The 22,566-nt window shown below is 73.4% G+C and carries 21 protein-coding genes and 1 riboswitch; of the genes, 14 read left to right on the plus strand and 7 right to left on the minus strand.

The window, feature by feature from the left end:
* Nucleotides 1–71: 71 nt before the first annotated feature.
* The 3 genes from ACPU2J_RS20915 (at nucleotide 72) to sucD (ending at nucleotide 3,650) form a co-directional block, all read left to right on the plus strand.
* On the plus strand, nucleotides 72–1,268 hold the full coding sequence (locus ACPU2J_RS20915; protein ID WP_420079850.1) for a VWA domain-containing protein: 1,197 nt from the start codon (nucleotides 72–74) through the stop codon (nucleotides 1,266–1,268).
* Between the two features lie 291 nt (nucleotides 1,269–1,559).
* Nucleotides 1,560–2,738 (plus strand): ADP-forming succinate--CoA ligase subunit beta, encoded by a 1,179-nt coding sequence (gene sucC, locus ACPU2J_RS20920; RefSeq protein WP_359126015.1) that lies wholly within the window; start codon nucleotides 1,560–1,562, stop codon nucleotides 2,736–2,738.
* Nucleotides 2,739–2,759: 21 nt separating this feature from the next.
* Entirely contained in the window at nucleotides 2,760–3,650 is an 891-nt protein-coding gene (gene sucD / locus ACPU2J_RS20925; protein WP_030764277.1) for a succinate--CoA ligase subunit alpha, read from the plus strand.
* A gap of 81 nt (nucleotides 3,651–3,731) precedes the next feature.
* Here the strand turns inward: sucD and ACPU2J_RS20930 are convergent, their stop codons facing one another.
* Nucleotides 3,732–5,015 carry a helix-turn-helix domain-containing protein gene (locus tag ACPU2J_RS20930; protein WP_423833805.1) on the minus strand — a complete coding sequence of 428 codons (1,284 nt, stop codon included), beginning with the start codon at nucleotides 5,013–5,015 and terminating at the stop codon, nucleotides 3,732–3,734.
* Nucleotides 5,016–5,134: 119 nt separating this feature from the next.
* Here ACPU2J_RS20930 and ACPU2J_RS20935 point away from each other — a divergent pair, with 119 nt between their 5' ends.
* A complete protein-coding gene (locus ACPU2J_RS20935; protein WP_420079847.1) occupies nucleotides 5,135–6,799 on the plus strand; it encodes a DUF6350 family protein in 1,665 nt (554 codons plus the stop codon).
* Between the two features lie 201 nt (nucleotides 6,800–7,000).
* On the opposite strand, the gene ACPU2J_RS20940 is transcribed toward ACPU2J_RS20935, so the two are convergent.
* Nucleotides 7,001–7,579: a hypothetical protein gene (locus tag ACPU2J_RS20940; RefSeq protein ID WP_420079846.1), complete on the minus strand. Its 579-nt coding sequence runs from the start codon at nucleotides 7,577–7,579 to the stop codon at nucleotides 7,001–7,003.
* Between the two features lie 243 nt (nucleotides 7,580–7,822).
* On the opposite strand from ACPU2J_RS20940, the gene purN reads away from it, so the two are divergent.
* Both purN and purH read left to right on the plus strand, forming a co-directional pair.
* The gene (gene purN, locus ACPU2J_RS20945) at nucleotides 7,823–8,446 is read left to right on the plus strand and encodes a phosphoribosylglycinamide formyltransferase (RefSeq protein WP_361590923.1); all 624 of its coding nucleotides are present in this window, start codon (nucleotides 7,823–7,825) and stop codon (nucleotides 8,444–8,446) included.
* Nucleotides 8,443–10,047, plus strand: coding sequence for a bifunctional phosphoribosylaminoimidazolecarboxamide formyltransferase/IMP cyclohydrolase (purH, locus tag ACPU2J_RS20950; protein ID WP_401167827.1), 1,605 nt, complete (start codon nucleotides 8,443–8,445; stop codon nucleotides 10,045–10,047). The genes purN and purH overlap by 4 nt, the downstream gene beginning before the upstream one ends.
* A gap of 93 nt (nucleotides 10,048–10,140) precedes the next feature.
* Here the strand turns inward: purH and ACPU2J_RS20955 are convergent, their stop codons facing one another.
* Complete coding sequence (locus tag ACPU2J_RS20955; RefSeq protein WP_423833806.1) at nucleotides 10,141–10,794, minus strand: hypothetical protein; 654 nt, start codon at nucleotides 10,792–10,794, stop codon at nucleotides 10,141–10,143.
* Nucleotides 10,795–11,037: 243 nt separating this feature from the next.
* Here ACPU2J_RS20955 and ACPU2J_RS20960 point away from each other — a divergent pair, with 243 nt between their 5' ends.
* Together ACPU2J_RS20960 and ACPU2J_RS20965 are read left to right on the plus strand one after the other, a co-directional pair.
* Nucleotides 11,038–11,898 (plus strand): bifunctional methylenetetrahydrofolate dehydrogenase/methenyltetrahydrofolate cyclohydrolase, encoded by an 861-nt coding sequence (locus ACPU2J_RS20960; protein WP_389069222.1) that lies wholly within the window; start codon nucleotides 11,038–11,040, stop codon nucleotides 11,896–11,898.
* Nucleotides 11,888–12,343 carry a DUF3017 domain-containing protein gene (locus tag ACPU2J_RS20965; RefSeq protein ID WP_420079843.1) on the plus strand — a complete coding sequence of 152 codons (456 nt, stop codon included), beginning with the start codon at nucleotides 11,888–11,890 and terminating at the stop codon, nucleotides 12,341–12,343. Before ACPU2J_RS20960 ends, ACPU2J_RS20965 begins: the two co-directional genes overlap by 11 nt.
* On the opposite strand, the gene ACPU2J_RS20970 is transcribed toward ACPU2J_RS20965, so the two are convergent.
* Complete coding sequence (locus tag ACPU2J_RS20970; protein ID WP_423833807.1) at nucleotides 12,330–13,211, minus strand: LysR family transcriptional regulator; 882 nt, start codon at nucleotides 13,209–13,211, stop codon at nucleotides 12,330–12,332. The two genes, ACPU2J_RS20965 and ACPU2J_RS20970, sit on opposite strands and share 14 nt — an antisense overlap.
* A gap of 72 nt (nucleotides 13,212–13,283) precedes the next feature.
* On the opposite strand from ACPU2J_RS20970, the gene ACPU2J_RS20975 reads away from it, so the two are divergent.
* Together ACPU2J_RS20975 and ACPU2J_RS20980 are read left to right on the plus strand one after the other, a co-directional pair.
* Nucleotides 13,284–13,910, plus strand: coding sequence for a short chain dehydrogenase (locus tag ACPU2J_RS20975; RefSeq protein ID WP_423833808.1), 627 nt, complete (start codon nucleotides 13,284–13,286; stop codon nucleotides 13,908–13,910).
* 195 nt (nucleotides 13,911–14,105) lie between these two features.
* Complete coding sequence (locus tag ACPU2J_RS20980) at nucleotides 14,106–15,095, plus strand: malate dehydrogenase (RefSeq protein ID WP_399815022.1); 990 nt, start codon at nucleotides 14,106–14,108, stop codon at nucleotides 15,093–15,095.
* Between the two features lie 101 nt (nucleotides 15,096–15,196).
* On the opposite strand, the gene ACPU2J_RS20985 is transcribed toward ACPU2J_RS20980, so the two are convergent.
* Nucleotides 15,197–15,706, minus strand: coding sequence for a carboxymuconolactone decarboxylase family protein (locus tag ACPU2J_RS20985; RefSeq protein WP_361590909.1), 510 nt, complete (start codon nucleotides 15,704–15,706; stop codon nucleotides 15,197–15,199).
* A gap of 47 nt (nucleotides 15,707–15,753) precedes the next feature.
* On the opposite strand from ACPU2J_RS20985, the gene ACPU2J_RS20990 reads away from it, so the two are divergent.
* The gene (locus ACPU2J_RS20990) at nucleotides 15,754–17,148 is read left to right on the plus strand and encodes a PLP-dependent aminotransferase family protein (protein ID WP_389069216.1); all 1,395 of its coding nucleotides are present in this window, start codon (nucleotides 15,754–15,756) and stop codon (nucleotides 17,146–17,148) included.
* 49 nt (nucleotides 17,149–17,197) lie between these two features.
* Here the strand turns inward: ACPU2J_RS20990 and ACPU2J_RS20995 are convergent, their stop codons facing one another.
* On the minus strand, nucleotides 17,198–18,046 hold the full coding sequence (locus ACPU2J_RS20995; protein WP_420082374.1) for a hypothetical protein: 849 nt from the start codon (nucleotides 18,044–18,046) through the stop codon (nucleotides 17,198–17,200).
* A gap of 116 nt (nucleotides 18,047–18,162) precedes the next feature.
* On the opposite strand from ACPU2J_RS20995, the gene ACPU2J_RS21000 reads away from it, so the two are divergent.
* Both ACPU2J_RS21000 and ACPU2J_RS21005 read left to right on the plus strand, forming a co-directional pair.
* On the plus strand, nucleotides 18,163–18,465 hold the full coding sequence (locus ACPU2J_RS21000) for a hypothetical protein (RefSeq protein ID WP_365069968.1): 303 nt from the start codon (nucleotides 18,163–18,165) through the stop codon (nucleotides 18,463–18,465).
* A 7-nt stretch (nucleotides 18,466–18,472) separates the two neighbouring features.
* Nucleotides 18,473–19,672 (plus strand): glutathionylspermidine synthase family protein, encoded by a 1,200-nt coding sequence (locus ACPU2J_RS21005; RefSeq protein ID WP_365069966.1) that lies wholly within the window; start codon nucleotides 18,473–18,475, stop codon nucleotides 19,670–19,672.
* Nucleotides 19,673–19,732: 60 nt separating this feature from the next.
* Here the strand turns inward: ACPU2J_RS21005 and rocD are convergent, their stop codons facing one another.
* Entirely contained in the window at nucleotides 19,733–20,938 is a 1,206-nt protein-coding gene (gene rocD, locus ACPU2J_RS21010; RefSeq protein ID WP_399815031.1) for an ornithine--oxo-acid transaminase, read from the minus strand.
* 118 nt (nucleotides 20,939–21,056) lie between these two features.
* A riboswitch (ZMP/ZTP riboswitch) is annotated at nucleotides 21,057–21,147 on the plus strand.
* A gap of 33 nt (nucleotides 21,148–21,180) precedes the next feature.
* On the opposite strand from rocD, the gene glyA reads away from it, so the two are divergent.
* Nucleotides 21,181–22,449 (plus strand): serine hydroxymethyltransferase, encoded by a 1,269-nt coding sequence (glyA, locus tag ACPU2J_RS21015; protein ID WP_423833809.1) that lies wholly within the window; start codon nucleotides 21,181–21,183, stop codon nucleotides 22,447–22,449.
* Nucleotides 22,450–22,566 lie beyond the last annotated feature (117 nt).

The following is a 22,566-nucleotide window of genomic DNA, read 5'->3' on the forward strand; positions in this document are numbered from 1 at the left end:
GGGGCGGAGCCGCCGCGGGGGCGGGGCCGAACGGACAAGGACGACCACGACGAATGCAGGGGGACGGACGGATGAGCGGTGACGGGACGGGCACGGCGGCGGGCCGGGACGGCGCGGACCACGCCGGGGCAGAGCGGCTGCGGCGGTGGCGGATGGTCCTCGGCGGGGGCGAGGCCGACGGCACCGGGCACGCGCTGACCGGGCGGGACGCGGCGATGGACGCCGCGCTGGGCGCGCTGTACGGGGGGAGCGGCGAGGCGGGGGCGCGCCGGGCCACGGGCACGGCGCGGTCGGCCGGGCTCGGCGGTTCCGCGCCGAACGTGGCCCGCTGGCTGGGGGACATCCGTACGTACTTCCCCAGCCCGGTGGTCCAGGTGATGCAGCGCGACGCGATCGACCGGCTGGGCCTGTCCGCGCTGCTGCTGGAGCCGGAGATGCTGGAGGCCGTCGAACCGGACGTGCACCTGGTCGGCACCCTGCTCTCCCTGAACAAGGCGATGCCGGAGGCGACGAAGGAGACCGCGCGGGCGGTGGTCCGCAGGGTGGTCGAACAGCTGGAGCAGCGGCTCGCGGCGCGCACCCGGGCCACCCTCACCGGCGCCCTCGACCGCTCCGCCCGCGTCAGCCGTCCCCGCCACCGCGACATCGACTGGGACCGCACGATCCGGGCCAACCTGAAGAACTACCTGCCCGAGTACGGCACCGTCGTCCCCGAGCGGCTGATCGGCTACGGCCGGGCGGCGCAGTCGGTGAAGAAGGAGGTGATCCTCTGCATCGACCAGTCGGGTTCGATGGCGGCCTCCGTCGTCTACGCCTCCGTCTTCGGCGCGGTTCTCGCCTCCATGCGCTCGATCGCCACCCGCCTGGTCGTCTTCGACACCGCCGTCGTCGACCTCACCGACCAGCTTGACGACCCGGTCGACGTCCTCTTCGGCACCCAGCTGGGCGGCGGTACCGACATCAACCGGGCCCTCGCGTACTGCCAGTCGAAGATCACTCGGCCCTCCGACACGGTCGTGGTCCTCATCAGCGACCTCTACGAGGGCGGCATCCGCAACGAGATGCTGAAGCGGGTCGCCGCCATGAAGGCGTCGGGCGTGGAGTTCGTGACCCTGCTGGCCCTGTCGGACGAGGGCGCCCCGGCCTACGACCACGAACACGCCGCCGCCCTGGCCGCGCTCGGCGCGCCCGCCTTCGCCTGCACGCCCGACCTGTTCCCGGAGGTGATGGCCGCGGCGCTGGAGAAGCGCCCCCTGCCGACCCCCTGAGGTTCCTCCGACACGCCCGTCCCGGCAGCTCGTGTGAATCGGTGGATCGCACGAATTTCCAGTTCAACCGTGAGGCGTTCTGTGACAGGTATCACCGCTCAGGTGTGATCTGCGATTTAGGGTCGCACGCCCCACGGGGATAACCTGCCGGACGGACATGCCGCGTCCACGGTCACCGTGTGCGCCTTCCTTGTGACAGCACCGTCACGTTGCCCTCCGCGGCACGCCCACGCAGATAGCAGACAACCGCGAATCACTGCGAATCTTTAAAAAGACAAGGGACGGACGCGCGTGGACCTGTTCGAGTACCAGGCGAGGGACCTCTTCGCCAAGCACGGTGTACCGGTGCTGGCCGGTGAAGTCATCGACACGCCTGAGGCGGCTCGCGAGGCCACCGAGCGGCTGGGCGGCAAGTCGGTCGTCAAGGCGCAGGTGAAGGTCGGCGGCCGCGGCAAGGCCGGCGGCGTGAAGCTGGCCGCCACCCCGGACGAGGCCGTCGCCCGCGCGACGGACATCCTGGGCATGGACATCAAGGGCCACACGGTCCACAAGGTGATGATCGCGGAGACCGCTCCCGAGATCGTCGAGGAGTACTACGTCTCGTACCTCCTCGACCGCACCAACCGCACCTTCCTGGCCATGGCCTCGGTCGCGGGCGGCATGGACATCGAGCAGGTCGCCGAGGAGACCCCGGAGAAGCTCGCCAAGGTCCCGGTGAACGCCAACGAGGGCGTGACCATCGAGAAGGCCCGCGAGATCGTCGCCCTGGCGAAGTTCCCGGCCGAGGTCGCCGAGAAGGTCGCCGAGGTCCTCGTGACCCTGTGGGACACCTTCATCGCCGAGGACGCGCTCCTCGTCGAGGTCAACCCGCTCGCGAAGGTCGCCTCCGGCGAGGTCATCGCCCTCGACGGCAAGGTCTCCCTCGATGAGAACGCCGAGTTCCGCCAGCCGGGTCACGAGGAGTTCGTCGACCACGCGGCCGCGAACCCGCTCGAGGCCGCCGCCAAGGCGAAGAACCTCAACTACGTCAAGCTCGACGGTGAGGTCGGCATCATCGGCAACGGCGCGGGTCTCGTCATGAGCACCCTGGACGTCGTCGCCTACGCCGGTGAGAACCACGGTGGCGTCAAGCCCGCCAACTTCCTGGACATCGGCGGTGGCGCCTCCGCCGCCGTCATGGCCAACGGTCTCGAGATCATCCTCGGGGACCCGGACGTCAAGTCCGTCTTCGTCAACGTCTTCGGTGGCATCACCGCGTGCGACGAGGTCGCCAACGGCATCGTCCAGGCGCTGGCCCTGCTGGAGGAGAAGGGCGAGGCGGTCACCAAGCCGCTCGTCGTCCGTCTCGACGGCAACAACGCCGAGCTGGGTCGCAAGATCCTCTCGGACGCCAACCACCCGCTGGTGCAGCGCGTGGACACCATGGACGGCGCGGCCGACAAGGCCGCCGAGCTCGCGGCTGCGAAGTAAGGGCAGAGGTCACAGACTCACATGGCTATCTTCCTCAACAAGGACAGCAAGGTCATCGTCCAGGGCATGACCGGTGCCACGGGCATGAAGCACACCAAGCTGATGCTGGCTGACGGCACCAACATCGTCGGCGGCGTGAACCCGCGCAAGGCCGGCACGACCGTCGACTTCGACGGCACCGAGGTCCCGGTCTTCGGTTCCGTCGCCGAGGCGATGGAGAAGACGGGCGCCAACGTCTCCGTCCTCTTCGTCCCGCCGGCCTTCGCCAAGGCCGCCGTCGTCGAGGCCATCGACGCGGAGATCCCCCTCGCCGTCGTCATCACCGAGGGCATCGCGGTGCACGACTCCGCCGCCTTCTGGGCGTACGCGACCGCCAAGGGCAACAAGACCCGCATCATCGGCCCGAACTGCCCGGGTCTGATCACCCCCGGCCAGTCCAACGCCGGCATCATCCCGGGCGACATCACCAAGCCCGGCAAGATCGGTCTCGTGTCCAAGTCCGGCACGCTGACCTACCAGATGATGTACGAGCTGCGCGACATCGGTTTCACCTCCGCCGTCGGCATCGGTGGCGACCCGGTCATCGGCACCACGCACATCGACGCCCTGGAGGCCTTCGAGGCCGACCCGGAGACCGAGCTGATCGTCATGATCGGCGAGATCGGCGGCGACGCCGAGGAGCGTGCGGCGGACTTCATCGCGAAGAACGTCACCAAGCCGGTCGTCGGCTACGTCGCGGGCTTCACCGCCCCCGAGGGCAAGACCATGGGCCACGCCGGCGCCATCGTCTCCGGCTCCTCCGGCACCGCGCAGGCCAAGAAGGAGGCCCTCGAGGCCGCCGGCGTCAAGGTCGGCAAGACGCCGACCGAGACCGCCGAGCTCGCGCGCGCGATCCTGAACGCCGCTCAGTAGGCAGAGGCCGTACGGCCGAACGGGCGTGGCCCGCACCCCTCGGGGTGCGGGCCACGCCCGTTCCGCGTCTCCGTACCCCCGTCATTCGATCCGGGGGGCGACGCGGGCCGGTCCGGCCTCCGGGTCCGCGCGCAGCCGGTCCCTCAGCTCCTGGCTCCGCTCGGTGAGCCGCTGGGGGCCGCTGAGCGGAGGCACCCCGGAGACGCTCTCCCCGGGCCACATCGGGGGTTCGTAACGGGTCGGCGCGGTCGTGGCCGTGTAGGCCGTGGCCATGGTGATCATCGCGGTGAGGCTCAGGGTGGCGCGGGTCCACATGCGCACGCGCCGCTCGCCGCCGCCGCGCACCGCCGCCGCCGGGCGCGGTTCGAGCCCGAAGGGCGGCCTGAGCGAGCCGAGCAGCTCGCGCAGGACCGCGGAGTGCTTCTCCGGCGGTACGTCGGCCAGTTCGGGGACGCGGTCGGCCAGGTCCGCGTGCGCGTGCAGGAGGCGGTTGCCGGTGGCCGGGGTGGTGGCCTCCGTCTCGGCGGCCGTGTCCGGGAGGTCGAGGCCCACGCCGTCGTAGAGCATGACGGTCCGCCGGTGGACCGAGGACAGCGCGAGCAGGGCGTCGAGCAGGATCCGGTCCGCGGGGTCGGCGGGCGGCTGGTCCGGATGCCGGTGGGTGCGCCGCAGCCTGTTCCAGGGGGAGAGGGCGTACTCGTAGGCGAGCGCGCGCACCCAGCCCACCGGGTCCGGGTCGGTGGCCACCTCGGGCCACTGGTCCCAGGCGCGCGTGAACGCCTTGTCGACGGCCTCCAGGGCGAGCAGCCTGCGTCCGGTGAGGAGGTAGGTCTGCCGCACCAGCCCGGGTGCGGCCCGGGTGTAGAGCTCGTCGAAGGCCTCGGCCGCCCCCGGTGCCTCCAGTGCCTCCGGCCCCTCCGGCGCCGCCCGGGTCCGCGGTGGCGGCGGGCCGTCGGGCGCCGCCGCGGCCTCCGGCTCCGTCGCCCCGGGGGGCCGTACGGGACCGGCGCGCGGGTCCGGCGGGTCGGTCCGCGGATCCGGTGGGGCCGGTTCGGCCGTCCGGGGCGGGTGAGCGGGGCGCGCCGCTTCCGCCGTTGCGGCGACCGGGTCTGACGCGGCGTCCGGGACGGGCTCGGCCGGGGCGCCGAGCCGGGCCAGGAACTGCGCGTACACCAGGCGCTTGCGTCCGCGCGGTGCCGTGCGGCCCGCCTCCCAGGAGCGGACCGTGCTCGTGGTGACCCCCACCGCCACCGCGGCCTGTTCGAGCGTCAGGCCCGCCTCCTCGCGCAGTCCGCGGCGTTCCTTGGGGGTGGGCAGGCTCGGATCCGGGGCGGGTGAGGAGGCCGGATCGGCGCTTCGTGTCATGCCACGCTCCCCGCGTTCCGGCAGCACTGGGCAATAAAGTACATAAACGTATATTGGGCGACACCACGGGCATTCGCCTGTTACCCGCCCATAGCGCGTGTCGTTGGCACCATGGCGGGGTGACCCAAGTGACCGAACGCGGGACCCCGTTGCGGACGGCCCCGCGAGCCGGCGTGCGCCGCCGCTCCCCGGCCGCCGCCGCGTGCGTGGTGGGCGGCGCCGTGGCGGCAGGACTCGGGCTCGGCTTCCTCGCCGTGCTCGTCATCGTGCTGTGGATCAGCTCCCCCTATCCCGACAGCGGCCCCGGCGGGGCCCTGCACCTGGCCGCCGGGCTGTGGCTGCTCGCCCACGGGACGGAACTGGTGCGCTACGAGACCCTCTCCGGCGTCCCGGCACCCGTCGGGGTGACCCCCCTGCTGCTCGTCGCGCTGCCCGTCCTGCTGATGCGGCGCGCCGCCCGGCTCGGGGTCGCCTCGGAGGAGGACGACGAGGAGGTGCTGCCCGCGGCGGCGGTGTTCTCGGCCGTGCTCTGCGGGTACCTCGGCGTCGGGGCCCTCGCCACGGTCTACGCGGCCGGTGGCCCCATGCCGGCCGACCCGATCAGCGCCGCCTGGCACGTCCCGCTGGTCGCGGTGGCGGCCGCCGCCGGAGGGGTGTGGAGCGCGAAGGGCCGCCCGCTCGGGCCCTTGCCGGACCGCCTCCCGGAGGGCGTACGGAGAGCCTTCGCGCGCCCCCGGTACGCGCTTGCGCTCCGGGCGGGCGCGGGCGGAGCCATGGTGCTCCTGGGCGGCGGAGCGCTGCTCGTCGGAGCCTCGCTCGCCTGGCACGGCGCACAGGTCCAGGGCTCCTTCCTGTCACTGACCGGGGTGTGGTCGGGCCGGTTCGCGGTCCTGCTGCTCGCCGTGACCCTCATTCCGAACGCCATGGTCTGGGCCGCCTCCTACGCCCTCGGGCCCGGTTTCGCCCTCGGCGCCGAGGCGACGGCCACGCCGATGGGGTTCACCGGGGTGTCCGCGCTGCCCAGGTTCCCGCTGCTGGAGGCGCTGCCCCCCGCGGGCCCCGGCACGCCGCTGACCTGGGCGTCGGCCGCGGTGCCGGTGGTGGCGGGACTGGCCGTGGGCTGGTTCGCCGTACGCCGGGCGCGTGAGGTCTCGTACGGGGAGACGGCGCTCACCGCCGCCCTCGGCGCGGTGGTGTGCGCACTGGCGATGGCCGGGCTGGCGGCCGCGTCGGCGGGGTCGCTGGGATCGCAGCGGCTGGCCGAGGTGGGGCCGGTGTGGTGGGCGGTGGGCACGGCGGCCCTCGCGTGGACGCTGGCGCTCGCCGTGCCGGTGGCCGTGGGGGTGCACGCCTGGCGCAACCGGCCGGCCGGCGGGCCGGCCGCCGCCCCGGACCTGGGCGGGGTGGTCACCGACCGGTGGCACGACAGCGGGGTCCGGGAGATCCGCTGGGAGGCGATGCGGAAGGTCGCGGGCGCGCTGGTGCCGGACATGGCGGCGGAGCCGGTGCTCGGGCCGCCGGTGGTGGAGCCGGCCGGGCCGGCGGCCGGTTCGTCGGCCGTTGCGCCGGCTGGGCCGGGTGTGCGGGCGCACCGGGCGGTGACCGTGGTGGCGGGGCTCGGGGCGGAGCTGGGGGCGCTGCCGGTGCGGGGTGTTCCGGGGGCGGGCGGGACTCCGGTGGCGCCGGCGCCGCCGGACGCGGGTGTGGTGCGGCCCGACGGTGCGGGGCTGGCTCCGCCGGTGCTCGGGGCCAGGGTGCTGGCGCGGCGGCGGCCCCCGGTCTGAGGGCCGGCTGCGGCCCGGCCTCCGGGGGCGCCGCCCCCGCACCCCCGCGCCTCAAACGCCGGCGGGGCTGGGGTGTGGGGCGCCGCTCGGTGTCCCGGGCCTCGAACGTGTCGGCGCGGCTGAATGAGCGGGGCGCCGCCCCGGGCCCCGCGCCTCAAGCGCCGGCGGGGCTGGGGGGTGCGGCGGTGGGGCTGGGGTGGGTCAGCGGACCTTCATGACGTCGCCCAGGACGTTGTCCGGCAGGAGCGTGTTGCACTGGAGTTCCGCAGCGTTCGTCAGGGCGTCGTCGCGGCAGACGTAGAAGTCCTTGTACGCGAGCTGCACCCCGTACGAGGCCATCGCCAGCAGGATCGCCAGCGAGGCTGTGACCAGCCCGCTGATGGCCGCCGTGCGCTGGGGGCGGGCCGCCGGGCCGAGGGCCTGGAGGCCCGTCGGGGCCTCCGGGTCGGTGGTCGACGCCGGCTTGCCGCGCAGCGCGCTGATGCCCCAGTACAGGGCGAGCGCGCCCAGCAGGAGTCCGACCGACGGGACCCCGAAGATCCCGAAGAAGAAGCCCCACATGCCCGCCAGCAGCGCGTAGCGGGCGCGGCGCTGGATCGGGTCCGTGGGGTCCCAGCGTGCCGGTCCCCGCCGGTCGTCCGAGTCCTTCGGGCCGTCGCCGTCGCCGTTCCCGCCGCCGGTACCGCTGCGCGGCTCCCACGGCTGGTCGGGCCGGCCTTCCGGCGGCGCCGCGAAGGGGTTGTCGTCGGTGGGGGAGTCGGGCTGACGGCGGTCCGGCATCGGGTGTGTTTCATCCCCTGTGTCATGGACGTCGCGAGGACATCGTGGCGAGGTGGGCCAGTTTGAGCCTTGTGGGCCCGACGCTACCGCCCGCCCGTCCCCCCGTCCCTCGGGGGCCGCCCGGTGTGCCGGTATCGTTGCAGGCGGTCGGTGGCTTCGTATGGTTCCCCGTATATCGGTACCCCGAAGTTTCGTATGACCACACAAAGACGAACGCCGCAATTCCGTGAGAAAGGGCCTCCCATGGCCGCCTCCCGCCTGGTCGTGCTGGTCTCTGGTTCCGGCACCAACCTCCAGGCCCTGCTCGACGCCATCGACGCCCACCCCGGCGGACCGGAGGGCTTCGGTGCCGAAGTCGTCGCGGTGGGGGCGGACCGGACGGACATCGCCGGCCTGGAGCGGGCGGAGAAGGCGGGGATCCCCACCTTCGTCTGCTCGGTGAAGGACTTCGCCGACCGGGCGGAGTGGGACGCGGCCCTCACGGAGGCGACGGCGGCGCATGCGCCCGACCTCGTCGTGTCGGCCGGGTTCATGAAGATCGTGGGCAAGGCGTTCATCGACCGCTTCGGCGGCCGGTTCGTCAACACCCATCCCGCCCTCCTCCCCTCCTTCCCCGGCGCGCACGGCGTGCGCGACGCGCTCGCCTACGGCGCGAAGGTCACCGGCTGCACGGTCCACTTCGTGGACAGCGGCGTGGACACGGGTCCGATCATCGCCCAGGGTGTGGTCGAGGTCCGGGACGAGGACGACGAAGCCGCTCTCCATGAGCGCATCAAGGAAGTCGAGCGACAGCTGCTCGTCGATGTCGTGGGGCGCCTGGCCCGGCACGGCTACCGCATTGAGGGACGAAAGGTAACAATCCAGTGACCGCCGCAGACACCGCAGCGAGCAACGACCCGACCACGAACCAGCGGCCGATCCGGCGTGCGCTCATCAGCGTCTACGACAAGACGGGACTGGAAGAGCTGGCCCGCGGCCTGCACGAGGCAGGTGTCGCGCTGGTCTCCACCGGCTCCACCGCCTCGAAGATCGCCGCCGCCGGGGTGCCCGTCACCAAGGTCGAGGAGCTGACCGGCTTCCCCGAGTGTCTGGACGGCCGGGTCAAGACCCTGCACCCGCGCGTGCACGCCGGCATCCTCGCCGACCTGCGCCTGGAGGACCACCGCAACCAGCTCGCCGAGCTGGGAGTGGAGCCGTTCGACCTCGTGGTCGTCAACCTCTACCCCTTCCTGGCGACCGTCCAGTCGGGCGCCACCCCGGACGAGTGCGTCGAGCAGATCGACATCGGCGGCCCCTCGATGGTCCGCGCCGCCGCCAAGAACCACCCGTCGGTGGCCGTCGTCACCAGCCCCGCCCGCTACGCCGACGTCATCGCGGCGGCCCAGGGCGGCGGCTTCGACCTCACCGCCCGCAAGCGGCTGGCGGCCGAGGCCTTCCAGCACACCGCCGCCTACGACGTGGCCGTGGCCTCCTGGTTCACGAACGCGTACGCGCCGGAGGACCCGGAGAACACCGAGGGCGCGCTGCCCGAGTTCCTCGCCGGCGCCTGGGAGCGCAAGTCGACCCTGCGCTACGGCGAGAACCCCCACCAGGCCGCCGCGCTCTACACGGACGGCATGCCGGGCGGGCTCGCCAACGCCGAGCAGCTGCACGGCAAGGAGATGTCCTTCAACAACTACGTGGACACCGAGGCCGCGCGCCGTGCCGCGTACGACCACGACGAGCCGTGCGTCGCGATCATCAAGCACGCCAACCCGTGCGGCATCGCCGTCGGCGCGGACGTCGCCGCCGCGCACCGCAAGGCGCACGCCTGCGACCCGCTGTCGGCGTTCGGCGGGGTCATCGCCGTCAACCGCCCGGTGACCGTCGAGCTGGCCGAGCAGGTCGCGGAGATCTTCACCGAGGTCATCGCCGCACCCGGCTACGAGGACGGCGCGGTCGAGATCCTCGCGAAGAAGAAGAACATCCGCGTCCTGAAGGTGGACGGTTCCCCGGCCCAGCCCGGCGACCTGAAGCCGATCTCCGGCGGCGTGCTGCTCCAGCAGTCCGACGTCTTCCAGGCGCAGGGCGACGACCCGGCCCACTGGACCCTCGCCACCGGCGAGGCCCTGTCCCCGGCGGACCTCGCCGAGCTGGCCTTCGCGTGGCGGGCCTGCCGGGCCGTCAAGTCCAACGCGATCCTGCTCGCCAAGGACGGCGCCTCGGTCGGCGTCGGCATGGGCCAGGTCAACCGCGTCGACTCCGCGAAGCTCGCCGTCGAGCGGGCCGGTGCCGAGCGCGCGCAGGGCGCGTACGCCGCGTCCGACGCCTTCTTCCCCTTCCCGGACGGGCTGGAGATCCTGACGGCCGCGGGCATCAAGGCCGTGGTCCAGCCGGGCGGTTCGGTCCGTGACGAGCAGGTGGTCGAGGCCGCGCAGAAGGCCGGCGTGACCATGTACTTCACCGGCACCCGCCACTTCTTCCACTGAACCGGTCCGTACACGGCGAGGGCCGCGACCCGCACTGCGGGTCGCGGCCCTCGCCGTGTACGCCGGCTTCGGCGGCCGGGTGGTGCGCTCCGCTCAGTACCGCGGGCGGTTGAAGTAGGCGCCGGCCTTCGCCAGGCCGATGACGATCGTGAGACCGAGCGCGAGGGAGATCAGCGACGGCACGATGCTGATGGCGGTGACGCCGGCCGCGGAGTGCTCGTCGGCGCCCAGCGCCACCAGGTTGACCAGGATGCCGAGGACGGCGAACAGGGTCTGGACGGATCCGTAGATGATGCCGGAGACGCGGACCCCGCCGCGGCCCTTGCCCATCTTGGCCGCGGTCAGGATGGGCCACAGGGACAGGCCGATGACGATGACGCCGATGACCACGCCCGCCGTGCCGGCGAGGGCCCCCGCCTCGTTCGCGGAGGAGCTGGAGGAGTCCGAGAGCGCCGCGGCGAACAGGGCGCCGCCGATGATGAAGAACAGGCCGCCCAGCAGCTGCAGGATGCCGAGGATCCACAGGATGACGCGGGCGGCCTTGGCGCCGCCCGGCACCTCCGCGAAGCCTCCCGGGTAGCCGCCCGGCGCGCCCGGGTAGCCCATCGGGGTCTGCTGCGGGTAGGCGTAGCCGCCCTGCGGCGGGACGCCGGGCGGGGCCTGCTGCGGGTAGCCGTAGCCGGGCTGGCCCTGCGGGGGCTGGGACGGCTGCTGTCCGTACGGATTGTGCGGGTCGCCGAAGCTCATCTTGGGGTGTTCCTCCGTGGAAGTGCGGGGACGCACGGCATGAGCACGGAGGATCCTTCACGGTGCGGTCCGCCCCCCGGCACTGCCCGCGGCACTCAGTCGATTCATCGTGGTCCGATCCGCACGGGCTTGTCCAGCGGGTTGCGCCACGGGGTGTGACTTGTTGTGCAAGTGCAATGAACACCGTGCACCCGCGAACACCGTGACTGGAACAGGGGCCGCCTCATCCGGGAGGATGGGGGCATGACCGCCCAGATTCTCGATGGCAAGGCCACCGCCGCCGCGATCAAGTCCGAACTGACCGCCCGCGTGGCGGCCCTGAAGGCGCGGGGCATCACCCCCGGCCTCGGCACCCTGCTGGTCGGCGACGACCCGGGCAGCCGCTGGTACGTCAACGGCAAGCACAAGGACTGCGCCGAGGTCGGCATCGCCTCCATCCAGCGCGAACTCCCCGCGACGGCCTCCCAGGAGGACATCGAGCAGGTCGTGCGGGAACTGAACGACAACCCGGACTGCACCGGCTACATCGTGCAACTCCCGCTCCCCAAGGGCATCGACACCAACCGGGTCCTGGAGCTGATGGATCCGCTGAAGGACGCCGACGGCCTGCACCCCATGTCGCTGGGCCGGCTGGTCCTCAACGAGCCGGGTCCGCTGCCCTGCACCCCGTACGGGATCGTCGAACTGCTGCGCCACCACGACGTCGAGATCGCCGGCGCGCACGTCGTCGTCCTCGGCCGCGGCATCACCGTCGGCCGCTCCATCGGCCTGCTGCTGACCCGCAAGTCCGAGAACGCCACCGTGACCCTGTGCCACACCGGCACCCGGGACCTGTCCGGGCTGCTGCGCCAGGCGGACATCGTCGTCGCGGCGGCCGGTGTGCCGCACCTGGTCAAGCCCGAGGACGTGAAGCCCGGCGCGGCCGTCCTCGACGTCGGCGTCAGCCGCGACGAGAACGGCAAGATCGTCGGCGACGTGCACCCCGGCGTCGCCGCGGTGGCCCGCTGGATCTCCCCTAACCCGGGCGGCGTCGGTCCGATGACCCGCGCCCAGCTGCTCGTCAACGTCGTCGAGGCGGCGGAACGGGCCGGCAGTGCGGGCTGAACCGGGCGCGGAGCACGTCGGCGGCCCGGGCGCGGAGCACGTCAACGGGAGCGCGGCCGCCAAGTCCCGCCGCTTCCCGTCCGTCACCCGTGACACGGCCCGCCCGGAGGGCAGCGGCCGGGCCGTCCCCGGCGCGGTGTCCACGCCCGCCCGCCAGTGGCCGATGCTCAGCGTGCTCGCCGCGACCGCGGTGGGCCTGCTGATCACGGCCCTGGGGCAGGCGAAGATCGGGTGCCTGGTGATCGGCGTGGCCCTGATCGCCGCGTCGGTGCTGCGGCGGGTGCTGCCCTCGGTGGGGATGCTCGCGGTGCGCTCCCGCTTCACGGACATGATCACGTACGGGCTGCTGGGTGTGGCGATCACGCTGCTGGCGCTGGTGATGGCCCCGAAGCCGTGGCTGGACCTGCCCTTCGTGGAGGGCGCGGTCCGCTTCACCGTGCGCTGAGCACCGCCAGCGCGGCCGCGACGGCCGGACGGGTCTCGGTGCCCGTCCGCACCAGTGCGTGCAGGGTCCGCCCCGGGCCCGGCAGTTCCCGTACTACGGCGCCGGGCGGCGGGGCGTCGCACATCAGCTTCGGCAGGATCGAAACGGCCCGGCCCGTGCCGACCAGCCAGAGCCCGGCGCGCAGGTCCGCGCACTCGTGCGCGATGCGCGGGGTGAACCCGGCGTTCCGGCAGGCGTGCAGGAGCATCTCGCGGCAGCTGCCCGGGGCCGGGGCGGACACCCAGTCGGCGTCCCGCAGCGCCGCGAGCCCGCTGCGTTCGTACGTGGGGAGCAGCTCCCGCGGCAGGGCCAGGCACAGCGGGTCGTCGAAGAGCGGCACGGCCGTGGTCCCGGGCGCGGGCGGGGCGCCGAGCAGCGGGTAGGTGTACGTCACCGCCAGGTCCAGGCGGCGTCCGCGCAGCAGCGGCACCGCGTCCTCCGGGTCGGCCTGCACGATGCGCGGCCGCAGCCGGGGGTGGCGGACGGCCAGCTCGGCGACGAGCGGCGCGGCCACCGTGGCCAGGGCGCTGGGGGCGCAGCCGACGGCCAAGTCCCCGCCGAGGCCGGCGTCGAGGGCCCGTACCGCGCCCTCGGCGCGTTCCAGGGCGGCCAGGACCGGTTCGCAGGCCGCCGCCAGGGCCGTGCCGGCCGGGGTGAGCCGCAGCCCGCGTCCCTCCCGTTCGACGAGGCTCGCCCCCGCCTCGCCCTCCAGGGCGCGCAGCTGCTGGGAGACGGCGGAGGGGGTCACTCCGTGCAGGTCGGCGACGGCGGTGACCCGGCCGTGCTCCGCGAGGTCCCGCAGGATCACCAGGCGCTTCACATCAAGCATGAGTTCATCTTAAAGAACGCTGTAGAAGAGGTAGCTGGACTTCAGCGTGCCCCGGGGCGGATGCTCGACGGCATGAACGAGTCGCAGAAGATCCTCCTGGTCGGAGCCGGTGGAACCCTCGGCCGAGCGGTCCACGCGCTCCTGGACGAGCGCGGACACCAGGTCGTCACCGCCTCCCGCACGGGCGCCGACCTCCACGTCGACATCACCGACCCCGCGTCCGTCCGCTCCCTCTACGAGCAGCTCGCCGACCGCCACGGCCCCGTGGATGCCGTCGCCTGCGCGGCCGGCAGCGTGCCCTGGCGCCCCCTGGCCGAACTGACCACCGAGGACGTCCGGGCGGGCCTCGAGGGCAAGGTCGTCAGCCAGATCGAACTGGTCCGCCAGGGCGCCGCCCGGCTGCCCGCCCACGCCTCGTACACCCTGGTCACCGGCATCCTGGCCCGCGAGCCGTTGCGCACCGGCTCGGTGGCCGCGCTGGCGAACGGCGCCGTCGAGTCCTTCGTGCGGGCCGCGGCCCTCGAACTGCCCGGCCGCCAGCGGATCAACGCCGTCAGCCCCACCGTCTTCGAGGAGTCCCTCGGCGCGTACGGGGACACCTTCGCGGGACACGACGCCGTGCCGGTGCGCCGCGCGGCGCACGCCTACGTGAAGTCGATCGAGGGCCACCGGACCGGGCAGGTCTTCCTGGTCGAATGAAGGTCCGCGGCGCGGCCCCGCCTTCGAACGGCGTGCTCCGTGTGCCGTGCACCACAGGGACCCGGGGGTTGGGGCGCTCCCGGGTCGGATAGCCTGACCGCGGATGTCTCTTCACGTCAAGATTCACAGGGGAGCGGCGTCCTCCAGCACATGGGGCAGGGACGCCCCACCGCCAGCTGTCTAACGGAGAAGGCCATGACCCGCACTCCCGTGAATGTCACCGTCACCGGCGCCGCCGGCCAGATCGGCTACGCGCTGCTCTTCCGCATCGCGTCCGGCCACCTCCTCGGCGCGGACGTGCCGGTCAAGCTCCGGCTCCTGGAGATCCCCCAGGGCATGAAGGCCGCCGAGGGCACCGCCATGGAGCTCGACGACTGCGCCTTCCCGCTGCTCGCCGGCATCGACATCTTCGACGACCCGAACCAGGGCTTCGACGGTGCGAACGTCGCGCTGCTCGTGGGCGCCCGCCCGCGCACCAAGGGCATGGAGCGCGGTGACCTGCTCGCCGCCAACGGCGGCATCTTCAAGCCGCAGGGCCAGGCCATCAACGCGCACGCCGCCGACGACATCAAGGTCCTCGTCGTGGGCAACCCGGCCAACACCAACGCGCTCATCGCGCAGGCCGCCGCCCCGGACGTCCCGGCCGAGCGCTTCACCGCGATGACCCGCCTGGACCACAACCGCGCGATCTCGCAGCTGGCCGCCAAGACCGGCGCCCCCGTCTCCGACATCAAGCGCCTGACGATCTGGGGCAACCACTCGGCGACCCAGTACCCGGACATCTTCCACGCGGAGATCGCCGGCAAGAACGCCGCCGAGGTCGTGAACGACCAGGCGTGGCTCGCCGACACCTTCATCCCGACCGTCGCCAAGCGCGGCGCCGCGATCATCGACGCCCGTGGGGCCTCCTCGGCCGCCTCGGCCGCCAACGCCGCCATCGACCACGTGCACACCTGGGTCAACGGCACCGCCGAGGGCGACTGGACCTCGATGGGCATCCCGTCGGACGGCTCCTACGGCGTGCCGGCCGGTCTGATCTCCTCCTTCCCCGTCACCTGCAAGGACGGCACGTACGAGATCGTCCAGGGCCTGGACGTCAACGAGTTCTCCCGCTCCCGCATCGACGCCTCCGTCCAGGAGCTGTCGGAGGAGCGCGACGCGGTCCGCGAGCTCGGCCTGATCTGACCACCCGCCGCCCCGGCCGACCGGACCGGGGCGGCCGGCGGGTCCCACCGCAGAGCCCCGGCGCCACCAGGCGCCGGGGCTCTGCGCGTTCCGGTGCGCGGCTACTTGTCGTACATGCCGGCCTTGTAGTGGCCGGGCACCATGCGGGTGCCGACCCCGAAGCGGTTCCACACGTTGATCGTCGCGATGACGCCGATCAGCTGGGCCAGTTCGCGCTCCTCGAACTGCTGCGCCGCCCGCTCGTAGACCTCGTCCGGCACGAAGCCGTCCGTCAGGACGGTGACCGCCTCGGTCAGCTCGATCGCGGCGAGTTCCCTCTCCGTGTAGAAGTGCCGCGCCTCCTCCCACGCGGGCAGCAGGACGAGCCGTTCGACGCTCTCGCCCGCGGCGATGGCGTCCTTGGTGTGCATGTCGATGCAGAAGGCGCAGTGGTTGATCTGCGAGGCGCGCAGCTTCACGAGCTCGACCAGGGCCGGGTCCAGGCCCTTCTTCGCGGTCATCTCCAGGGCCAGGACGGCCTTGTAGAGCTCCGGCGCGGCCTTGGCCCACTGCATGCGGGGGGTGTGCTCGTGTCCGTAGCGGGTGCCCTCGGTGTTCGCTTCGTTCGTCATGCGATCCACCGTAGGCGGGAGGCGGCCCACCGGTATGGTCCATATCCATGACGGATTCGTGGGCCACTTTCGGCGCCGACCTGCATCTGGACCTGACGGCCGGGCGGGGCCTGCGGGCCGGCCTCACGGAGGCGCTGCGGGAGGCCGCGCGCAGCGGGCGGCTCGCGCCCGGGACGCGGCTGCCGTCCTCCCGGAGCCTCGCGGCGGACCTGGGCGTCGCCCGGAACACGGTCGCCGAGGCCTACGCCGAGCTCGTCGCCGAGGGCTGGCTGACGGCCCGCCAGGGCTCGGGGACCCGGGTGGCCGAACGGGCCCGGCCGCGCCGGCCCGGGGCGCCCGCGCCCGTACGGCGTCCCGTGCGCAGGGGGCCGGCGTACAGCCTGGTGCCCGGCTCCCCGGACCTGGGCGCCTTCCCGCGCGCGGCCTGGCTGTCGGCCGCCCGGCGGGCGCTGACCGACGCGCCGAACGACGCCTTCGGGTACGCGGAGGAGGCGCGCGGCCGGATCGAGCTGCGGGAGGCGCTCGCCGGATACCTGACGCGGGCGCGCGGGGTGTACGCCGACCCCGGGCGGATCGTGCTGTGTGCCGGGTTCCTGCACGGGCTCACCCTGCTGGCGGGGGTGCTGCGGGCGCGGAAGGTCCGGGAGGTGGCCGTCGAGGGGTACGGGCTGCACTTCCACCGGGACCTGCTGACGCGGGCGGGGCTGCGGACCCGGCCGTTGGGGGTGGACGGCGAGGGGGCCCGTACCGGGGAGCTGACGGCCGGCCCGGGGGCGGTGCTGCTGACCCCGGCGCACCAGTTCCCGACGGGTGCGGCACTGGCCCCGGCCCGCCGGGCGGCCGTCGTCGACTGGGCGCGGTCCACCGGCGGGCTGGTCCTGGAGGACGACTACGACGGGGAGTTCCGCTACGACCGGCAGGCGGTGGGCGCCCTCCAGGGCCTGGACCCGGAGCGGGTGGTGTACCTCGGCACGGCCAGCAAGTCCCTCGCCCCCGGCCTGCGGATCGGATGGATGGTGGTCCCGCCGGGCATGGTGGACGAGGTCCTGGCGGTCAAGGGGGCCACGGACTGGACGTCCAGCGCGCTGGAGCAGCTCACGCTGGCGGCGTTCATCACGTCGGGGGCGTACGACCGGCACGTGCGCGGGATGCGGCTGCGCTACCGGCGGCGGCGCGACGAGCTGGTGGCGGCGGTGGGGGACCGGGTGGCGGTCTCCGGGATCGCGGCGGGCCTGCACGCGGTGCTGGACCTGCCGGCGGGCACGGAGCGGTCCGTGGTGCAGTCGGCCGCGTGGCAGGACCTCGCGGTGCACGGCCTCTCCGCCTTCCGGCACCCGCAGGCCGAGCTCGCCCCGCGGGACGCGCTGGTCGTCGGCTACGGGACCCCGTCGGACAGCGCCTGGTCGCCGACGCTCGCGGCGCTCGCCGCCGCGCTGCCCTGACCCGGCGGCGCCGTGCCGGCGCCCCGGGCCCGTCCGCCGGGTGCGGGCATCACGGCGGGGGCGGCGCCGCGGGTGGAGCCGGGGCCGGTGGAGCCTCCGGTTCGCCGAAGCGGGACAGGGCCAGGGAGCCGGCCACCGCCACCGCGAAGCCCGTCACCGCCAGCCAGGTCAGGCCCTCCCGGGTGCGGTCGCCGAGCCAGACCACGCCCACCACCGCGGGGCCGACCGTCTCCCCGAGCACCAGGCCGGCCGTCGCCACCGTCACCGAGCCGCGGGCCAGCGCCGAGGTGAGGAGCAGGAAGCCGGCCGCCCCGCCCAGCAGGAGCGCGTACAGGGCGGGGTTCGTGACGTCCCACAGCGAGTCGACGAGCCGCACGGAGACCTCCACCACGCCGAAGCCCGTGCCCGACCCGAGGCCGAGGACCAGCGCGCGCGGCCCGTCCGGCAGCCCGCCCGCGACCGCCCCGACCAGCAGCACCAGGGCCGCCACTCCCAGCAGGCCCAGCTCCAGCGCGAGCGAGCCCGTCCCGGTGCCCTCCCTCCCGGCGGCGAGCCCCAGCATCAGCAGTCCCGCGCACACCACGCCCACCGCGGTCCACTCCGCCCGCGACAGCCGCACCGCCATCAGCCGCGAGGCGACCACCGCCGTCACGGCCAGACTGGCCGCCAGCGCCGCGCCGACCACGTAGATCGGCACGTGCCGCAGCGCGACGATCTGCAGCACGAATCCGGCGGCGTCCAGGCCGAGGCCCAGCACGTAGCGCCACTGCCGCGCGGCCCGCAGCAGCAGCGCGGCGTCCACCCCGGACCCGCTGCCCGGCTCCACGGACCGCGTCGCGACCGCCTGGAGGACGGACGCCGTGCCGAAGCACACCGCCGCACCGAGCGCGCAAATCATCCCAATCAGCACGAACTGACTCTAGGTCACGGATCTCACGGCGGCCGGATTCCATCGGCCGGTATGCCCGCTCTACTCTGTCGGCAGTACGCGAGGCCCCAGGGGGAGCAGCAGACATGGACAGCAGCAGCACCAACCAGCGCCGCATGCGCTCCGGCGCCGTCGCCCTCGGAGGGATGGGCCTGCTCGCGGCCACCCTCGTGGCCTGCGGCAGCAGCGACGAACCGGACCGGCGCTGTGCGTCCCGCTCCACGCTGCAGCACCTGAACAACAAGGAGTGCAAGAGCGGCGGCACCGGCTCCTACTACTACGGCGGCCACGTGAGCGCCGGCAAGGTCACGGGCGGCAGCTTCGACAAGTCCGCCGTCACCCGCGGCGGCATCGGCGGCCACTCCGGCTCCGGCTCCAGCGGCGGCTGACCCGACCATGCAGCGCCACACCATCGAGCCGCGGCCCGGCTGGCAGAAGACGGTCGAGGAGCAGGGGCTGATCTACCCCCTCACCCGGTACCCGGACGACACGCTGCGCCCCTACTGGGACGAGAGCGCCTACTACTCCTTCACCCTGCCCGAGGTGGAGGCGCTGGAGAACGTCGTCGAGGAACTGCACGCGATGTGCCTGGCCGCCGCCGCGCACATCGTCGAGCACGACCGCTTCGCCGACCTCGGCATCACCGATCCGGAGCTGGCCGCGCTGATCGCGCGGTCCTGGCACCGGCGGGCGGAACAGCCCTCCCTCTACGGCCGCTTCGACCTGCGCTACGACGGCACCGGCCCGGCCAAGATGCTGGAGTACAACGCGGACACCCCCACCTCCCTCGTGGAGGCGGCCAGCCCGCAGTGGTTCTGGATGGAGGAACGCTTCCCCGGCGCCGACCAGTGGAACTCCCTCCACGAGCGCCTCGTGGACGCCTGGCGCCGCCAGGCGGAGCTGCTGCCGCCCGGACCGCTGCACTTCGCCCACTCCGAGACCGACGAGCTCGGCGAGGACCTGATGACGGTCGCCTACCTCCAGGAGACCGCCGAGCAGGCCGGCCTGGACACCCAGGCGCTGTCCGTCGAGCAGATCGGCTGGGACAGCCTCTCCGGCCGGTTCGTGGACGAGAAGCTCCGCTTCATCCGCAGCTGCTTCAAGCTCTACCCGTGGGAGTGGCTGGCCACGGACATCTTCGGCCCGCAGGTCCTCGGCACCTACGACCACGGCGGCGGCTCCGGCACCACCTGCTGGATCGAGCCCCTGTGGAAGATGCTGCTCTCGAACAAGGCGCTGCTCGCGATCCTCTGGGAGCTCTTCCCCGAGCACCCGAACCTGCTGCCCGCCTACCTCGACGGCCCGCGCGAACTGGCCGGTCCCGAGTCGGCCGGCTACGTGGCCAAGCCGCTCCTCGGCCGCGAGGGCGCGGGGGTCACCCTGCACCCGGCGGGTGAGGACACCGAGCCGTTCGAGGCGCAGCCGGGGGAGCGGTACTGCTTCCAGGGCCTGGCCCCGCTGCCCGACTTCGACGGCAACCGGGTGGTCCTCGGCGCGTGGGTGGTCGAGGACGAGGCGGCCGGGCTCGGCATCCGCGAATCGGCGGGGCCGGTCACGGACGAGTACGCCCGCTTCCTGCCCCACGTCATCCTCTGAGTCCCGCGGCCCGGGCCCGGGACACCCGGCCCCGGGCTTCCGGGCGGCGGCCTCCGGTCCTCAGGCCGACAGCACCGCCCGGAGCTGGTCCAGCCCCCAGTCCAGGTCCTCCTTGCCGATGACCAGCGGCGGGGCGAGCCGGATGGTGGAGCCGTGGGTGTCCTTGACGAGCACGCCCCGCTCCATCAGCTTCTCGGAGATCTCCCGGCCGGTGCCGTGGGACGGGTCGATGTCGACGCCCGCCCACAGGCCGCGCCCCCGTACGGCGGTCACGGCGCCCCCGCCGACCAGCAGGCCCAGCTCCTGGTGGAGGTGGTCGCCCAGCTCGGCGGCCCGCTGCTGGAACTCGCCGGTCCGCAGCATGGCGATGACCTCCAGGGCGACGGCGCAGGCGAGCGGGTTCCCCCCGAAGGTGGAGCCGTGCTCGCCGGGCCGGAACACGCCGAGCACGTCGCGGTCGGCGACGACGGCGGAGACCGGGACGACCCCGCCGCCGAGCGCCTTGCCGAGGACGTACATGTCCGGGACGACGCCCTCGTGCTCGCAGGCGAAGGTGGCGCCGGTGCGCCCGAGGCCCGACTGGATCTCGTCGGCGATGAAGAGGACGCTGCGCTCGCGGGTCAGCTCCCGGACGCCGGCGAGGTACCCGGCGGGCGGCACCAGCACCCCCGCCTCGCCCTGGATCGGCTCCAGCAGCACGGCCACGGTGTTCTCGGTGACGGCGTGGGAGAGCGCGGTGAGGTCCCCGTACGGGACGATCTCGAAGCCCGGCGTGTACGGGCCGAAGTGGTCGCGGGCGTCGTGGTCGGTGGAGAAGGACACGATGGTCGTGGTCCGGCCGTGGAAGTTGTCGGCGGCCACCACGATCTTGGCGTGCCCGTCCGGGACGCCCTTGACCTCGTAGCCCCACTTGCGGGCGGTCTTCACGGCCGTCTCCACCGCCTCCGCGCCCGTGTTCATCGGCAGCACCATCTCCTTGCCGCACAGCGCGGCGAGTTCGGCGCAGAAGTCGGCGAACCGGTCGTGGTAGAAGGCCCGGGAGGTGAGGGTGACCCGCTCCAGCTGGGCCCGCGCGGCGTCGATCAGCCGCCGGTTGCCGTGCCCGAAGTTGAGCGCCGAGTACCCGGCGAGCATGTCGAGGTATCTGCGGCCCTCGACGTCGGTCATCCACGCGCCTTCGGCGGACGCGACCACGACGGGCAGCGGGTGGTAGGTGTGCGCGCTGTGCGCGTCGGCGGAGCGGATGGCGTCAGCTGTTGTCGACACGGGGTCTCCGATCGTCCGTCTGGCCGTTGAAGCGGTGACGAGGGTGGCGTCACCTTCTTATCGTCGCTCGGATCCCGGACGCAGAAACCTCCACCGCGGCGCGCCCGCTAAGGTGTTCGGTACGCACGGCGACTGGCGCACGGAGAACCGACTCCGGGGGAGTCGTGCGCGTTCGACCGCACACAGGGCCGCTCGCCTGGGCCTCGCGGGGTACCGATCACATCGACCCCGGAGGAGCCCGCATGAACGCGAGCCGCCATCCCGCCCTGTCCGCGACCGACCCCGAACTGGCGTCCTTCGTCGCGGCCGAAGAAGTGCTCCAGGCGCAGACCCTGCGCCTGATCCCCAGCGAGAACTACGTGTCCGCGGCCGTGCTCGAAGCCTCCGGCACCGTGCTGCAGAACAAGTACAGCGAGGGCTACCCCGGCCGCCGCTACTACGAGGGCCAGCAGAACATCGACCGGATCGAGGCCCTCGCGGTCGAGCGGGCCAAGGGCCTGTTCGGCGTGGACCACGCCAACGTGCAGCCGTACTCCGGGTCCCCGGCGAACCTGGCCGTTTACCTGGCCTTCGCGCAGCCCGGCGACACCGTGATGGGCATGGCCCTGCCGATGGGCGGCCACCTGACGCACGGCTGGGGCGTCTCGGCGACCGGCTCGTGGTTCCGCGGCGTGCAGTACGGCGTACGGGCCGACACCGGGCTGATCGACTACGACGCGGTGCGCGAGCAGGCCCTCGCCGAACGGCCCAGGCTGATCTTCTGCGGCGGCACCGCCCTGCCGCGCACGATCGACTTCGCCGCCTTCGCCTCGATCGCCCAGGAGGCGGGCGCGGTGCTCGTCGCGGACGTCGCCCACATCGCCGGCCTGATCGCGGGCGGCGCGCACCCCTCCCCGGCGGGGCACGTGGACGTCGTCTCCACCACCACGCACAAGACCCTGCGCGGTCCGCGCGGCGCGATGCTGATGTGCCGCGAGGAGCACGCGAAGGCGATCGACAAGGCGGTCTTCCCCGGGCTCCAGGGCGGCCCGCACAACCAGACGACGGCGGGCATCGCGGTGGCCCTGCACGAGGCGGCGCAGCCGTCCTTCGTCCGGTACGCGCACGCCGTCGTCGCCAACGCGAAGGCGCTGGCCGCGGTTCTGCTGGAGCGGGGCTTCGACCTGGTCTCGGGCGGTACGGACAACCACCTGATCCTGATCGACCTGACCGGCAAGGACGTGCCGGGCAAGGTGGCGGCCAAGGCCCTGGACCGGGCCGGGATCGTCGTGAACCACAACACCGTGCCGTTCGACCCGCGCAAGCCGTTCGACCCCTCGGGGATCCGGATCGGCACGCCGTCGCTGACCTCGCGGGGGCTGACCGCGGAGCACATGCCGCTGGTGGCGGACTGGATCGCGCGCGCGGTGGACGCCGCCGCGAAGGGGGACGAGCAGGCCCTCGGGGTGATCCGCGCCGAGGTCACCGACCTCATGGCCGCCTTCCCGGCCCCCGGGCTTCCGCTGTCGTGAACCTGCGGCGCCGTGCCGGGGGCGCTGCCCCCGCACGCCCGCGCCTCAGACGCCGGCGGGGCTGGACGTGCGGCCCCGCCGGGGTGCCCGAGCCTGCTTCCGTACCTGAGACAATGA

Origin of the sequence: Streptomyces manipurensis (assembly GCF_049570255.1) — a bacterium.
GTDB lineage: Bacteria > Actinomycetota > Actinomycetes > Streptomycetales > Streptomycetaceae > Streptomyces > Streptomyces manipurensis.

Excerpts from the sequence above, each read along its gene's own strand:
- ACPU2J_RS20940 (WP_420079846.1), bottom strand. The coding sequence starts at position 7,579 with ATGCCGGACCGCCGTCAGCCCGACTCCCCCACCGACGACAACCCCTTC.
- ACPU2J_RS20970 (WP_423833807.1), bottom strand. The coding sequence starts at position 13,211 with ATGCTTGATGTGAAGCGCCTGGTGATCCTGCGGGACCTCGCGGAGCAC.
- glyA (WP_423833809.1), top strand. The coding sequence starts at position 21,181 with ATGAACGCGAGCCGCCATCCCGCCCTGTCCGCGACCGACCCCGAACTG.
- ACPU2J_RS20960 (WP_389069222.1), top strand. The coding sequence starts at position 11,038 with ATGACCGCCCAGATTCTCGATGGCAAGGCCACCGCCGCCGCGATCAAG.
- ACPU2J_RS20915 (WP_420079850.1), top strand. The coding sequence starts at position 72 with ATGAGCGGTGACGGGACGGGCACGGCGGCGGGCCGGGACGGCGCGGAC.
- ACPU2J_RS20990 (WP_389069216.1), top strand. The coding sequence starts at position 15,754 with ATGACGGATTCGTGGGCCACTTTCGGCGCCGACCTGCATCTGGACCTG.
- ACPU2J_RS20975 (WP_423833808.1), top strand. The coding sequence starts at position 13,284 with ATGAACGAGTCGCAGAAGATCCTCCTGGTCGGAGCCGGTGGAACCCTC.
- ACPU2J_RS21000 (WP_365069968.1), top strand. The coding sequence starts at position 18,163 with ATGGACAGCAGCAGCACCAACCAGCGCCGCATGCGCTCCGGCGCCGTC.
- sucD (WP_030764277.1), top strand. The coding sequence starts at position 2,760 with ATGGCTATCTTCCTCAACAAGGACAGCAAGGTCATCGTCCAGGGCATG.
- purN (WP_361590923.1), top strand. The coding sequence starts at position 7,823 with ATGGCCGCCTCCCGCCTGGTCGTGCTGGTCTCTGGTTCCGGCACCAAC.
- ACPU2J_RS20930 (WP_423833805.1), bottom strand. The coding sequence starts at position 5,015 with ATGACACGAAGCGCCGATCCGGCCTCCTCACCCGCCCCGGATCCGAGC.
- ACPU2J_RS20995 (WP_420082374.1), bottom strand. The coding sequence starts at position 18,046 with ATGATTTGCGCGCTCGGTGCGGCGGTGTGCTTCGGCACGGCGTCCGTC.
- ACPU2J_RS21005 (WP_365069966.1), top strand. The coding sequence starts at position 18,473 with ATGCAGCGCCACACCATCGAGCCGCGGCCCGGCTGGCAGAAGACGGTC.
- ACPU2J_RS20980 (WP_399815022.1), top strand. The coding sequence starts at position 14,106 with ATGACCCGCACTCCCGTGAATGTCACCGTCACCGGCGCCGCCGGCCAG.
- ACPU2J_RS20985 (WP_361590909.1), bottom strand. The coding sequence starts at position 15,706 with ATGACGAACGAAGCGAACACCGAGGGCACCCGCTACGGACACGAGCAC.
- ACPU2J_RS20955 (WP_423833806.1), bottom strand. The coding sequence starts at position 10,794 with ATGAGCTTCGGCGACCCGCACAATCCGTACGGACAGCAGCCGTCCCAG.